The 14,696-nt window shown below is 64.1% G+C and carries 8 protein-coding genes; 2 read left to right on the top strand and 6 right to left on the bottom strand.

The window, feature by feature from the left end; all coding sequences use genetic code 11:
- Positions 1–35: 35 nt before the first annotated feature.
- The 4 genes from CKV91_RS01900 to CKV91_RS01880 all read right to left on the bottom strand — a co-directional run bounded on the left by CKV91_RS01900 (position 36) and on the right by CKV91_RS01880 (position 6,712).
- Positions 36–2,204 carry an NAD(+) synthase gene (locus CKV91_RS01900; RefSeq protein WP_331712744.1) on the bottom strand — a complete coding sequence of 723 codons (2,169 nt, stop codon included), beginning with the start codon at positions 2,202–2,204 and terminating at the stop codon, positions 36–38.
- 493 nt (positions 2,205–2,697) lie between these two features.
- On the bottom strand, positions 2,698–3,630 hold the full coding sequence (locus CKV91_RS01895; protein WP_021105248.1) for a carbohydrate kinase family protein: 933 nt from the start codon (positions 3,628–3,630) through the stop codon (positions 2,698–2,700).
- 868 nt (positions 3,631–4,498) lie between these two features.
- Positions 4,499–5,467: a PfkB family carbohydrate kinase gene (locus tag CKV91_RS01885; RefSeq protein WP_065860853.1), complete on the bottom strand. Its 969-nt coding sequence runs from the start codon at positions 5,465–5,467 to the stop codon at positions 4,499–4,501.
- Between the two features lie 237 nt (positions 5,468–5,704).
- Positions 5,705–6,712, bottom strand: a complete 1,008-nt coding sequence (locus CKV91_RS01880) for an aminotransferase class IV (RefSeq protein ID WP_231933822.1) — start codon at positions 6,710–6,712, stop codon at positions 5,705–5,707.
- A 154-nt stretch (positions 6,713–6,866) separates the two neighbouring features.
- Between CKV91_RS01880 and CKV91_RS01875 the strand changes: the two genes are divergently transcribed.
- A complete protein-coding gene (locus CKV91_RS01875; protein WP_065860869.1) occupies positions 6,867–8,201 on the top strand; it encodes an MATE family efflux transporter in 1,335 nt (444 codons plus the stop codon).
- 357 nt (positions 8,202–8,558) lie between these two features.
- Here CKV91_RS01875 and CKV91_RS01870 read toward each other — a convergent pair whose 3' ends face one another.
- Together CKV91_RS01870 and CKV91_RS01865 are read right to left on the bottom strand one after the other, a co-directional pair.
- A complete protein-coding gene (locus tag CKV91_RS01870) occupies positions 8,559–11,330 on the bottom strand; it encodes an AAA family ATPase (protein WP_065860855.1) in 2,772 nt (923 codons plus the stop codon).
- Between the two features lie 188 nt (positions 11,331–11,518).
- On the bottom strand, positions 11,519–12,652 hold the full coding sequence (locus CKV91_RS01865; protein WP_021103579.1) for a metallophosphoesterase family protein: 1,134 nt from the start codon (positions 12,650–12,652) through the stop codon (positions 11,519–11,521).
- Between the two features lie 380 nt (positions 12,653–13,032).
- Between CKV91_RS01865 and CKV91_RS01860 the strand changes: the two genes are divergently transcribed.
- On the top strand, positions 13,033–14,502 hold the full coding sequence (locus CKV91_RS01860; RefSeq protein WP_231933793.1) for an amino acid permease: 1,470 nt from the start codon (positions 13,033–13,035) through the stop codon (positions 14,500–14,502).
- The last annotated feature ends 194 nt before the right edge of the window (positions 14,503–14,696 follow it).

Raw genomic sequence — 14,696 nt, 5'->3', positions numbered from 1 at the left:
CGCCCCAGGCTTGATCACTCCGCGCCTTGGATCGTTCACTGTTCCGGGACGCTGTCCACATCTGCCAGCCAGGCGGTCGCCGAGGCATCGGAGGGCATTCGCCAGTCCCCGCGTGGACTCAAGGAGCCGCCGGAAACCACCTTGGGGCCGTTGGGCAGCGTGGACCGTTTGAACTGGTTATCGACGAATCGGCGCAGGAACAACTGCATCCATCCCTTGACCGCAACCAGGTCATAACTGTTCCGGTCCTCGGCTCGGAATCCGGGTGGCCACGAACCGCTTTCGGCGTCTCGCCAGGCGTGATGTGACAGGAATGCGATTCGACTGGGACGCATGCCGTGGCGCAGCAGGTGGTACAGGGTGAAGTCCTGCAGCTCGTAGGGGCCGATCTTGGCTTGGGTGGACTGGATCTGCTCACCGGGGCGGGCCGGGACGAGCTCGGGTGAGATTTCTGTCGCCAGAACCGACTCCAGCACCTCATTGGTGTCTGTATCGAACTGTCCTGACGAAATGCACCACCTGATGAGATGCTGAATGAGGGTTTTGGGCACCCCGGTGTTGACCCCGTAATGGCTCATCTGGTCACCGACCCCGAAGGTGCACCAACCCAGAGCAAGTTCGGAGAGATCGCCGGTGCCCAGCACGATGCCTCCGTGCTGGTTGGCGATGCGGAACAGGTAGTCATAGCGCATCCCGGCCTGGACATTCTCGAAGGTGACGTCATAGACCGGCTCGCCATCGCCAGCCGGGTGCCCCATCTCCTTGAGCATCGCCGTGCAGGCGGGGCGGATGTCGATGATCTTGCAAGGCACGTCAAGGGCCTGACACAGGGCCAGGGCGTTGTTCTTCGTGTGGTCGGTGGTGGCGAAACCGGGCATGGTGTAGGCGAGGATGTCGCTGCGTGGACGACCCAGTACGTCCATCGCTCTGGCTGCGACGAGCAGGGCGTGGGTGGAGTCCAGACCTCCGGACACACCGATGACGATTTTTGGCGAACCAATCGATTCCATGCGTTTGACAAGGCCATACACCTGGATGTTGTAGGCCTCGTAGCAGTCCTGGGCGAGCTGGGCGGGGTCGTTGGGTACGAAGGGGAACCGATCGACCTCACGGCGTAGCCCGATGTCGTCGTGCGGTGGGTCGAGGGTGAAGGTGGTGACGCGCCACTGCCCCCCGGCGAGTTGCTCCAGGGTTCCGGCAGGTTGGGTGAGGGCATTGTCGTCGAAGGATCCCTGACGCAGTCTCTCCTGACGCAGCAGGTCGAGGTCGACGTCGGCGATGCAGTAGCCGGGTTGGCGGGAGAAACGTTCAGTCGTGGCGAGCAGCGCCCCGTTCTCGTAGATCATGGTCTGGCCGTCCCACGACAGATCGGTGCTCGACTCGCCCACCCCAGCCGCGGCATAGACGTAGGCCTGCAGATTCTTGGCCGAGGTCACCTTGCACAGGTCGTGACGTTGCCGGGATCTCCCGACCGTGATGGGCGACCCCGACAGGTTGACCTCAACCGTCGAGCCAGCGAGAGCTGCTCGTGACGAGGGCGCAACCGGCACCCAGAGGTCCTCGCACACCTCGACGTGGAAGGTGAGATCGGGTAGGTCAACGGCTTGGAAGAGCAGGTCGGTGCCGAAGGGAATTGCAGTGGCGGCGGAGTCAGTGGCACTCGTGGACGAGGTGCCAGCTGGGGAGATGCCAGTTGCTGAGTTGCTGGTCGAGGGTGCGTCGGCGGAGGTGCTGACGGGAAGAGCGCCCAGTGGTGTGTTCACCGACGGTGCGTTCGCGGAGATTGCTCCGGGGGTGGGGTGACATTTCTGTCGATGGGCGAGGTTGATCGTCCCTGTGGTGCCTGCCCCCGCCGCGAAGTGACGTTTTTCGTAGAACTCCCGATAGTTGGGGAGATAGCTCTTCGGCACCACGCCGAGTACGCGGCCACGATGGACGACGACTGCGCAGTTGTACAGTCGGTTGCCGCGGCGCAGCGGAGCACCGACCACGATCACGGGAAACACATCGGTGGAGGCTTGGCGCAAGGCTTCGATGGCTTCAAGGGCGGAATCGAGTACAGCGTCCTGCAGGAAGAGATCGTCGATCTGGTAACCAGTGAGGCACAATTCGGGGAACACGGCGATGGCCACCGATTCGGCGGAAAGTTTGGTGACTGTGTCCATGATCTCGGTGACATTGGCGGCCGGATCGGCGACGTGCACGGTGGAGGTGCAGGCGGCGACGCGAGCGAACCCCTGGTCGTAGCTGGAGTGGAAATTGCCGTTCACTCTGCCAGTCTCGCAGACCGCGGCCAACCATGCAGGGGGACGACTTGGCTGAGACGAGTGGTCAAGCTGATAGCGCGGTTGTACGGAAGGTGACGTCTGCTCAGCTCTCGTGACGGATCAGCTGTGAGCTTTCCGAGACACCATGATCCCCAGTGACCTTCCAACCCCTCTAGATGGCTCAGAGGATTCAGTGACTTGGGCACTGGCCGATCCATGAAGTTGGAGTCGGGTACGGATCGACCGACCCTCGTGCGGCAACGTGTCTTTCCGATACTGGTCCGGGAGCGAAAGGCAGTCCCTCGCAATCCCCCGCATGACGGGAATGGTTCCCTGCGCAGCTATTGTGACGGGAAGTGGCGTCCCCACGACCCCTGAGCAGGCCAGGGCACTCGCGAGAATTCACCCGGACACCGCTGCGCGCACTCTCTCAGTTCCGAGCATCTTCGCCCAGATCGGCAAGGGTGGGTGGATTCGCCCCAGCCCTGCTCACGGTGATCGCTCCGATGTGTGCACAGCGGGTGAGGATGCGTCTCAGCGTGGCCTCGTCGATGGCAGCCAAGTCATCGCGATGCTCGACCCCCAGCAGTTCTGCACTCCACAGGCCGTCGAGAAGGCCGGACATGAATGAGTCCCCGGCCCCGACGGTGTCGACGACCTTGGCCGGGTGGGACGGGATGCTCAGGCTCAGCCCGCGATCGGTGAGAGCGAGAATTCCCGATCCGCCACAGGTGATGACCATCAGGCTCGGTCCAAGATCCAGCCAGTGGCGGGCAATGGTACGCAGGTCATCGCCAGGGTGCAGCCAGTGCAGATCCTCGTCGGAGGCCTTGACGACATCGGCTCTGCTCACGCAGCTCTCGATGAGGGGGCGGGCGGATTCAGGATCGTCCAGCAGGTCGGGGCGCACATTGGGGTCGTAGGTGACGGTGGCTTGTTCTTTGGCGCGGCCCATGACGTCACGAACGTGGTCACGGCCAGGTGCCGTCCACGAGGCGATCGACCCGGTGTGCACAACGATGGCTTCGTCTGGGATGTCCAGACGCGGTAGATCCCAGGTGAGGTCGAAGTGATAGCTGGCCTGCCCATCAGACGCCAGTCGGGCGGTGGCGGTCGCCGTGGTGAGCGCTTCATCGGAACTCGGGCACAGCTGAATGCCGTTGCTCTCGACGTGATCGCGCACGATCTGGCCATGATTGTCGTCGGCGAATCGGGTGGCCAGTTGTGTTCGACGACCGAGCCGGGCCAGCCCCACCGCGACGTTGAGTGGTGAACCACCTGGATGTTCAGTGGCTGGGCCAGGCGGGGGAGGAGCGACAACGTCCACCAGGGATTCCCCCACGATGAAAGCCGTTTCCGTCATGTGCTCCTCCTTGAGCTTCAGTGATGCACCAGCTCCAGCCGATCGGCAACACCGCACATTGTGCCAGTGCTGGGAAACCTACCGTACCTGCTGTGGTGTGGACAATCGTCAGCTCACTGGCTCTTGGAGGCTCCTGAGCGCTCGCGGTGGGGGCGACGTTTGTGTGATTGCGATTTTTGGCATCTGGGAGGCGGGGAGGGCACTCCACTTCCTGCTGGGCGGCGCTACCGGGATTTTTATCTTGAGAGGATTCGTCAGTGGTGAGGCTTCCGGGGATGACAAGCTGCCTCGGGACTGGACCAATGGTGATGTTGGGAGCAGCAGGCATGTGAAAAGTGTGGACGTCGGACACCGTGACGGGGAGCGCCGCGTGCGGGGGCAGGGTGGGGTGCGCAGCACGTCGCCCGCCACGTGGGTGGAGTGTCTCGTGTGGGTTGCAGGGCGTGGCAGTACGGAGCTGACATTTCTGTCATCTTGCAAGAGGCGACGGCAGTGTGATGACTTTCTGTGCCCGAAGGTGACAATTTTCGTCACTCCCGCCACAGTGCGGACATTCTCGTGAGGCGCAGGTCCGTCGTGATCCGAGCTGAGATGCAGACGCTGTCGTGATCCGAGCCGAGAGTCGGTGACAATTTTTGTCACGCCACGTTGGGTCCAGGCGATGTGACGATCCGTTGTGCTGTGTGGTGACATTTTTCGTAACGGTCTTCATGAGCCGGGTACTTTTCGCAGCGGCTTCCATGAGCTGGGTTCACGAGCCGCTACGACGCAGGGACGACTGCCAATACGACGCAGGAGCGGCTGTGAAACGGGATGGCTGTGACTGCCATGTGGTGAGCCGGCTGCCGCTCGATTTTCCGAGGTTCTCTCATGAGCGGACGACGGTATCCTGCTCTGTGCACCTCTGGCTCCAGGAGTCCAGCAAACGCTGTATTTCCGCGGTGTTCGGAGCTGCGATTGGCCCGCGCCGAGTGACTTTGATCGCTGCGGCTGCATTGCCCCATCGAGCAGCTTCGTGCCAGTTGAGGCCAGCCAATCTGGCTGCGATCATGGCGCCGGTATGGACGTCGCCTGCACCATTGGTGTCCACCGCCTGCTGGGGAAAGCCGGGGATCTCGCGGGCCGATCCATCAGCCAACACTGCACATCCCGCCGGGCCGTCGCGGGTGATGACGACGGTACCGGGGCGCAACCTTTCTGCGCAGGCGTGCAGGGAGCCGACCATGTCGCCCACCCCGCCCAGAGCAGCAGATTCCTCGGCGTTGCCGGTCCACACCGTCGTGTGGTCAATCATGTGGGTGCGTACCGACTCGTCCAGCTCGGCGAAGACAGCCCCGGGATCCAGGACGACGCCCACCCCGGCGGGCAGGGTGTCCAGCCAGGCCAGCAGGGGATCTCGCGTGGCGGGTAGTGCCAGAGAGTAGCCGGTGACGCACACCATGTCGCCGGGTCGGGGACTGCTGGTACCGAACGAATCGATGCTGACGGCCCGTTCAGCTCCAGTGGTGGTGATGAAGGTGCGTTCGGCAGAAGGGTCCAGCAGCACCAGACACACCCCGGTGTCGGCGTCGGGTACTCGAGCTGCGCTCATGGCGACCCCTTCCTCGGCCAGGGTGGTCGAGATGAGATCTCCATTGGGTCCGGTGCCGATCGCTCCGGCATGCACGGCCTGGCCACCGGATCGCGCGGCTGCGACAAGGATGTTCACAGCCCCGCCGGCATGGCGGGTGTATGAGGTGGCCATGACGTTTCCACCCCGTCGGGGAAGGTGCGGTACGTCGACGAGCACGTCCACCAGAGCTTGACCGGTGTGGATGAGTCGAGGTGTGTGGGTCATGGAGTGTCTTCTTTGTCTGGATCGTGGAATGCGTTCGTGTGAAACGAAGTGCTGGGCGAGTGCGTCAGGAGATCCACTCTCCTGGGGGTTGATGTGGGGAGTATCACATCCGAAAGATGCATCCGTATTCCGAGGCGGGGCCTCTGGTGCGGCGTCTCGGAAAATGTCCTCCCCCTGTCGGAGATGGGGCCCTTGCCGGGGATGTGGGGATCCTCCCTCGAAGGTGACTTGTTTTGTTCAGCCCGACTTCGCTGGTGCCTCGGCGAATCCGCACCAGTAGCGCATCTGCTCGGTCAGCTGCTCATCGGTGGCGAGCTCGTGGCCGTCCACTCGCAGTACCGGGACGGCCCCGCGTCCCGAGGATGCCAGCCAGACTCCTTGGGCTTCCAGGAGCTCCTCGGGGCGCATGAGGCGTGACGAGGTGGGAATGTCTCGGGCATCGGCGGCTTCCAGCACCTGTTCCACGGTGATCGAGCGCAGGATGCCGGTGGCTCCGGTCGGGGTGGTCCACAGCCGGCCGTCCTTCTCGACCAGTAGCCCAGAAGTGGGGCCCTCGAGCAGGAAACCGTCACTGGAAGTGAAGATGACGTCGTCAGCGCCGTGGGCTGCGGCGTGCCGATATGTAGCGACGTTGACGGCGTAGGAGAGGGTCTTGACGCCGCCCAGCAGCCACGGAGCGCCGGCGAAGGCATCGCTGGTGAATCCTCGGCAAGCAGTGATCACCGAGATCCCGGCACGCTCGGCGATGGCATGGTCAGGCAGCGGGGCGATGGTGGCGAGCTGGGTGACCGGCCCCGTCTGTGCAACTGCCCCGTTCGGGTGGTCCCCAGTTTCCCCCGGTGGGTTCTGGGCGTCATCGCGGGCTGTTCCGGCATCCCTCTGATTCTGGGCTGCATCTGTGCGGCCGGTGAAGTTGCTCGTCTGCTCACCGGTTGCGCTGTGTACCCGGCGCGTCTCGGGGCCGTTGGTGTACATCACCTTGAGCACGGCCTCGCCCGGTCGTCGCCAGGCGGTGACGAGCTCGTCGATGAGCGCAGTCCACGCCTCGAGATCGGGTGCTGCGCCATTGACTCCGGCGATGGAGCGGGCGAATCGACTCAGGTGGGCCGACAGGTTGTCGATGTGGGAGGTGCCGTCCTCGGCGGTGACGACGCGGGTGGCGTCGAAGACTCCGTCGCCGCGGGTGAGACCAAGGTCGTCGGCGGTGAGAACGGGGTCGTCAGCTGCGACGATCCCGGTACCCATGACGGCTACGAGCAGTTCATCAGACATGGGTTCAGGGTAGCGGGTCGGCGTGCGGGGCGGTACATGTGAGACATGTCCCATGATCCTCACCTCTACATGCTTGACGAGTAGCGTGCACATGCCTCGTGCGTCACGGGGACGTAAGCTCGCCGTCGTGCAGAACACAGCGATCGACGACCGAAAATCCCTCAACAGGTTGATTCTCAATCTCGCGATCCCGGCCTTCCTGTCCCTGGTGGCCGAGCCGCTGTTCCTCATGGCCGACTCGGCCGTCGTCGGACACGTGGGCACCTCGCAGCTGGCCGGTCTCGGCGTCGCCAGCACGGCGCTGCTCACGGCCACCGGGCTGTTCGTCTTCCTGGCCTATGCGACGACGGCGACCTCGGCGCGCCGGATGGGGGCCGGGGACCGGGCTGGAGCCGCCACTGCAGGGGTGGACGGACTGTGGCTCTCGCTGCTCATCGGAATCGTCGTGGCCCTGCTCATCGTCATCCTCGACGTGCCGACAGCCCGGCTCTTCGGCGCCCAGGGTCAGACCGCCCAGTTCGCTGCCCAGTACCTGCAGATCGCCGGATGGGGAGTGCCTGCCATGCTCGCCACCATGGCCGTCACCGGGGTGTTGCGCGGATTCCAGGACACTCGCACCCCGCTGGTGGCCACCGTCATCGCCTTCTCGGCGAACCTGGTGCTCGACCTCGTCCTGGTGCTCGGGCTGGGCTGGGGGATTCGCGGATCTGCTGCAGCGACGTTGGTCTGCCAGGTGGGGCTGGCTGGCGGACTGGTGTGGGTGTTCATCGTTCGTACTCGTGGGGTCGGGCTCAGCCTGGGATTTCACCCGGCGGGGGTGGCCGGATCCATGCGCGACGGGGTTCCGCTTCTCATCCGAACCCTTGCGCTGCGCGGCGCCATGATGGCGACGACGTGGGTCGCGGCTCGACTCGGGGATGTCGAGATGGCCTCCTACCAGGTGAGCCTCACGGTGTGGAACTTCCTGTCCATGGCCTTGGATGCCCTCGGGATCGCCGGGCAGGCCCTCACTGGCGAGGCGTTGGGCGCTGAGGACGGGCAGCGGGCCCGCAAACTCACTGCCATCATGGCACGCTGGGGGGCGTGGGTCGGTGTGGGCATAGGTGTGGTGCTGGTCGCCATCCATCGTCTGTTGCCCTTGGCATTCAGTACGCAGGGTGACGTGCGCCTCGCCATCGCTGCCGGGCTGCTCGTCGTCGCCGTCCTGCAGCCGCTCAGCGGCCCCGTCTTCGTGCTGGACGGGGTGCTCATCGGTGCTGGCGACGGCAAGTGGCTGTCTGGAGCACAGGTGGTCATGCTGCTGGCGTACCTGCCAATGATCATCGGCGTCTACCTGGCACAGCCCAGCGGGTCCATGGCTGTGGTGTGGCTGTGGGTGGCCTGGGCCGGATTCATGGCAGTGCGCGGGTTGTTGCTGTGGTGGCGTGCTCGGGGAGACGCCTGGATGCGACTGGGGGCGTGAAACGGGGCGTCGCCACGACCGGGACGGGGACGGAACCGCCGTACATCCTCCCGGCAGCGTGCCTCTCCTGTCCGGCCATTGCAGACTGGGGCTGTGCATGGATGTCGTCTCCTGACTCGCCACCAGACCCTGCCAGACAGCGATTCGGAAGCACTGTGTCTGCGTCGTCCGTATCCGGTGCAGCGATGGGCCTCGGGCTGCTCGCACTGTTCGGGGCCGCTAGCACTGCTCAGCCTGCTCACACTGACTCCCGGAACCCACCACCACTGGCCCAGATTCACTACCACTGGCCCAGCTTCACCACCGCCAGTGGTAGCTCGGGTGGTGAATCCACCTGCTTGCACCTTCCCAGCACTCTCACACGCTCCGGCTCGGTTCCAGGCTCACCGTCGTGATGCCATCGCTGGTATCGAGCGTGTCGTAGCGTTCCGGGTCACAGGTGAGGACGATGATCTGGCAGTTCGTGGCCCCAGCCGCCATCTGCTGGATGATCCGACGAGCACGGCGCTGGTCGGAATACACCAACGCGTCGTCCAGGATGAGCGGCACCCCGTCACCGGGGTCGACGAGATTGGCCACTGCCAGTCGCACGATGAGCCCCAGCTGTTCCCGAGCCCCCGATGAGAGTTGACCGGTGCCCAGTCCCTGACCGTCCAGGAGCCGCCCGCTGATCCGCAGCTCCTCGTCGATGCGTACTGAGAAACCGTCATGGTAGATCGCGGTACCGATCTGGTTGATCGCACGGGTCAGTGGCTCGTGATAGACCCTGTCCTGCTCACGACGAGCGTTGAGCATCGTCTCGGCCAGGAGCTTGGCGGCCTCGGCCCGCTGGTCCACGCTTCTGATCTGCCTGTCGAGGTGGTGAATCCTGATGCGGGTGCGATCTGCCTCGTCCTGCAACTGCTCACGCCCCATCCCCGTGAGCTGACCTCGCAGCGACGACTGGCGGGACTGCTTCTGCGTCAGTCGTGCACTCACATTGGTGAGCCGATTCTGCGCGTCGGTCACGTCCTGGGCGATCTGGTCGGGATGGCGATCCTCGAGGTCCTTCCTGGCCCGATCCAGTGCCTCGGCAGCTTGCGTGTGGGCTGCCCGTGCTTTTTCCTCCTCGGCCCGGACGTCGTCGTCACCTGCCTGCTCACGAGCCAGATGGAGCTTCTCGGCGAGTTCGGCGCGTCTGGTCTGGTCACCAGTCATCGTCGTCGTTGCCGCGACCATGCGCTCGCGAGCCTGATCCAGGCGTTCCCGGATTGCGCTGAGTTGAGCCTCCAGCTCAGCCACCTGGTCCTCCGCTGTGGTCAGCTCGGCCTTCGCTGCCTGCACCCGGGCGTCAGGATCGGGAATGTCGGGGTTCGATGTCTCGTCGTCGGGGGCGAGCGGTGAACCAGGTGCAGGAGCGTTCACGTCAGTGGCGCCAGCGTCGTCCCCGCTGTCGTTCGCATGCGTGGGACGTGAGCTCCCACTGAGTGTTGCGGTGAGGCCGGTGCTCTCGCGTAGCGACGCGACCTGCTCGCCCATCTGCTCGATGGTGGCGTCCAGGGCATCCATGCTCTCGCCGTCCAACAACTCGTCGCGTTGGGCAGTCCGTTCCTTGAGCCGGGAGGTAGCGATCTGCTGGGCTTCACAGCGGTCCTCAGCCTGCGAGACGGACTCCACGTGGAGGTCGGCCAACCGATCGGTCAGCTGCGTGGCGTACTTCTCGGCGTCCTTGCGCAGCTTTTCCAGCTCGGCGTGTGGGGTGAGTGACATCTTCCACGACGCCCCCACCTGCAGGTGGACGGCCTGGTCGATCTGGTAGCTTCGCCCGGATTTCACCGGTTCGCCGTCGAGCAACAGCTCCGGCGCATCCTCGGCCAGCGCCTCAGCTGTGAGCACCGGGCTTGCCAGACTCACCTGGGTACGGGCATCCCGTAGCTTCTGCTCAGCCTTGCGCAGCTGTCCCAGTTGCCTCTTGGTGATGGGATGATCGTTGACCTCACGAGTGAGTTCGACGATCTGCTCATTGAGTGCTGCAGCGCGCTCGCGGCGTCTGCGCAGTTGAGCGAGCTTCGACGTCTGTGAGACCAGGGTGCGTAGGTCTTCAGCCTTGTTCACCGCATCGCGGGCCTTGTCGCGTGTGCTTCTGGCCTTGATCATCGTGGACTTCGTCTGTTCCAGCTCCTGGTTCACTGCGTGGTGCAGCTCCTCGGCCTGCTTCACGTTCGCTGTCGAGCCAGCGATGCGTTCATCCAGACTGGCCAGTTCGCTGAGCAGTTCGGTGCGCTGTTGGGCGGTTGAGGTAGCTTCGGTGAGAGTCAACTTGGCGTTGAGCTCGTCCTGGGCGGCTCGCTCGACGATGTCCTTGAGCTGTCTCAGGCCTTCCTGCTGCTCATTGGCCTTCGCCAGCTCACCACGTGCCTTGATCTGATGTCGGTGCAGGTCGCCGAGCTCCTCGTCCAGGTCACCGAGCTCGTTGACGAGCTGATCGGCCTGGTCCAGAGTCTGCCTGACGTCAACCAGCTGTGCATTGAGGGCATCGCGCTCCCCACGCTGGTCGTTGCGGGAACGAATGGGCTTGCCGGTGACAGTCCAATAATTTTGAGACTCCTCCTTGATGAGGTCGAACAGCCCGTGGTCGTCCCGCCGGGTGTCGGCGGCCCCGCTACGGGTGTCCAGGGCGGCACGCAGTGATTCCGAGGAGTCCAGCGTCAGCTCGGACCTGCCACCGGTCTGCAGCACCTGCAGCGCCGTCCACAAGGTGTCGTCCAGCCCCGAGATGAGCCGTTCCATCTCGCCAATGGCATCGTCGCCGGTGAACGAGTCCCCGGTACGCGGACCGCCGACATACCTCAGAACCGCCTTGGGACTCACGAGGAACTGTTTGGTGTGAACCACTCGATGCTCACCGATGCTGAATTCCGCCTCGACGATCACCGGTACGTGTTGGCCGACTGGCTGGGCGTCCTTGATCGCCTGCTTCTTGGCCGTGTGTTTGTTCCTGGTGTTGAAGACCAGGCTGAGGGCCTCGATGAGGGAGGTCTTGCCCACCTCGTTGGGGCCGGACACCACCACCAACCCGGTGTCGGGGACGTGCAGGGTCTGCTCGGTGACGCCCTTGTAGTTCTCGATGTTGATGCGATGCAGTTTCATGACGTCTCCTGGCGCGATGAACGGACGCGGGATTGGCGAGGTGCGGGGAGGGGTGAGACTTGGGGTAGTTGCGCTGCGTGGGGTTGGGAGTATCGGGCGAGGTGGACTGTTCGGGGCTCTGGACTGGAAGTGTGGGGAGAGCGTGTCAATCAGGCGAGCGGAGCAGTGATGAGCGCTCACACGTCTGATCAGTGCGCGAGCCGGTAGAGCAGGCTCAAGGCGTCCGCAGCGCAGTCTCGTTCCTCCTGTGGCAGGGCCGGGTCCGTGGACATGGCGGTGAGTTCCTCGACTCCCTGCTCGCCCCACGCCGGCAGGTCCAGGTCGGTGAAGTCGACGTCGTCGGGCACGACGGTGAGGTCATTGCGGTTGTCGCTGGGTTCCAGGCTCGCGAACTGGGTCTCGGCATCGTCCAGGATCTCCGACAGTCGAATCTTCTGCTGCAGCGACACCGAGCCGTGCAGGTCATAACGCACGATGGTGCGATCAGGTTCGGTGAAGGCCGCGAGCTTCTCGCGCAGCGTTTCCAGGTCCTCGTCGGTGCTGAGATCCATGCTGATCCGTGTGTGCAACCAAGTGCCGACCTCCACGGTCTCGGCGGTGACGCCATGCTCGTCGAGATCGACGACGACGGCGGTTCCCCGGCCAGGCTCGTTGAAACTCGTCGTCTCCTGGGTACCGCTGTAGCGAATGGGGCCATGCGGATCGTCTGACGGCCAGGCGATGTGACGGTCACCCAGGGCGACGTAGCTCACGGCCGATCGCTCGATGGCGGCCAAGAGGGGTTCACGGGCGAGGAGTGCCTCGGACGTGTTGCCGCTGAGTCCCTCCAGCTGACCGTGCCCCACGAGGATTCGAGTCGTTGCGTCGGAGGCCAGATTCTTGACGACCGGTTCCAGCGGATCGGTGCTCTGGTGCCTGGCCAGCAGCGGTACTCCAACGATCTCGACGCCATCTGCCACCCGGATGGGATCGGTGCCGTCCAGCAGTGTGGCGTTGGATGGCAGCTTGATGCGCTCCCAGATGTTTCCTGGTTCCAGGGAGTCGTGGTTTCCCGGCAGCAGGTACACCGGCAGCTCGATGGACTCGATGGCCTTGAGGGACCTGGCCACGATGGTGGTGGAGACATTCTGCGTCTCGAAGACGTCACCGGCCACGACGACGAACTCACACTCACGCTGCCGGGCGAGCCCACCAATGGTGCGGATCGCGTCGATACGTGCCTGGGTGAAACGCGCTTGGGGATCGTCGCCGTCATTGCGCGGCGACAGGTAGTGGCGCACCTGCCCCAGTTGCCAGTCGGAGGTGTGCAGAAAACGGGTCATCGTCGTCTTCCTCTCAAGGATCCTGCCGGGAAGGATTCAACAGCTCAGAGCTTATGACCGGGGTGAGACACTTTTTTGACGGGGACAGCCGAAACGAGGTTGACGGGTGGGCTGGAGCCCCAACTTGGCTGATGTGGTGTTTCAACCCAAGGGGATCTGAGCGTTCCGACCGATGCGGGGTGCAGCAAGGCCCTGGGAGACCCACCCGGGAGATCCACCGGCTGGGGTGGTGCGGCCTCATCATCGTCACCACTGCACAACTGCGATGTGACCCACGACGATGACGACGCCAATCTTCTCACTGTGTGAGATTCCATCGTTCGAGGTGCGAGGTGGTCATTAGGATCGCCCAACCGGAATACACCTTGAGGAGCATTCAGATGACTCACTCCATCAGTGAGGCCAACGAGTCCGCTACAGCACCCAAGATGAAGGGCCGCCAGCTCGTCATGATGAGCCTTGGCAGTGCCATCGGCACCGGCCTGTTCGTCGGGTCAGGAAAGGGCGTGGCAGCAGCCGGCCCGGCGGTACTGATCGCTTATGTGATCTCCGGGTTGCTCGTCATTGCCATCATGTACATGCTTGGCGAGATGGTGGCGGCCCACCCGGACTCCGGGGCGTTTTCCGTCTATGCCGAGCGAGCGATGGGCCCGGCAGTGGGCTTCGCCGTCGGATGGGTCTGGTGGATCCAGCTCGTCGTCGTCGTGGCAGCCGAGGCCACGGCGGCCGCCTCCGTGTTGTACGCCATGTGGCCGGTGGCCCCGACCTGGCTCATGTCGCTGATCTTCCTGGTGGCCCTCACCGGCATCAACCTGTTGGGCGTGGACCGGTTCGGCGAGTTCGAGTTCTGGTTCTCCCTCATCAAGGTTGCGGCGGTGGTCGTCTTCCTCGTCGTGGGAGTGCTCATGATCCTCGGGCTGACGAAGGCACCGGCCCCGGGGCTGAGCAACGTCATCCACCACGGTGGCTTCCTGCCCAATGGCATGAGTGGGCTGACATCGGCCCTGCTCATCGTCGTCTTCGCCTTCGGTGGTATCGAGATCATGGCCGTTGCCGCCGCAGAGACCGAGGATCCGGCTCGCAACGTGGGACGTGCGGTGCGCACCATCATCTGGCGCATCCTGCTGTTCTACATGGGGTCGGTGGCCATCATGGTCGTCGTGCTGCCCTGGGACGATCCTGCCCTGGCCAAGTCGTCATTCGTCGCCGTGCTCAACCATGCCGGGATCCCGGTGGCCGCCGAGATCATGGGAGTCGTCATCGTCCTGGCCCTGTTGTCGAGTCTCAACGCCAACCTCTACGGTGCGGCTCGCATGCTGGGCTCCCTGGCCGATCGTAGCCTGGCCCCCCGCGCGTTGACGGCATCGAGGACCCGCTCGGTGCCGGTCGCCACGATCCTCGCCTCGGTGAGCGTCGGTCTCGTCTCTGTGGTGTGCACTTACATCTGGGGTGACAAGGTGCTCGACGTGCTGCTCACCCTGGTCGGGGCGACGATCATCGTCACCTACACCTCGACGATCGCCTCACAGTTCATTCTGCGACGTCGTGCGGATGCCGCCGGTGAACACCTGCCACTGCGGCTGTGGGGCTACCCGTGGGTGCCGATCGTCTCGGCCCTGGTCGTCCTGGGGATCGTCGTCCTCGGGATGACGGCTGACGGGTTGCGTCAGCAGTTGCTGTCCACCTTCGCCCTGACTCTCGTGATCTACCTCATCGGCAGGGTGCACGTGCGCCGGAAGTCAGCGGTGAGCTCAGAAACATCCGTGACCGCGGACCAGGAAGATAACTCCGAGTCTTCAGTGGGCTTGGATGCAACCGTGGAGCCGACGGTGACTGCAGACCACCGGTGAGTCCAGCGGACGCGTAGCTGGCAGTGGGTCGTGGCCGGGAATGGTCGTGGCCCACTCAGCGTTCACGGTGCGCCGATCTCGCCAATGCAGATCCGGGGGGCGATCCCCTTCCCCGCGTGTCCTGCACAGGACGCCCTTGGCCCCCCTGCAAGGCAGTCTTTACGAGCAGCGCGTCAACCCGAGGATGGCTCATC

Source organism: Cutibacterium granulosum (genome assembly GCF_900186975.1).
Taxonomy (GTDB): domain Bacteria; phylum Actinomycetota; class Actinomycetes; order Propionibacteriales; family Propionibacteriaceae; genus Cutibacterium; species Cutibacterium granulosum.
The sequence above is the reverse complement of the archived record's forward strand: the minus strand, read 5'-3'. Positions and strand labels throughout refer to the sequence as shown.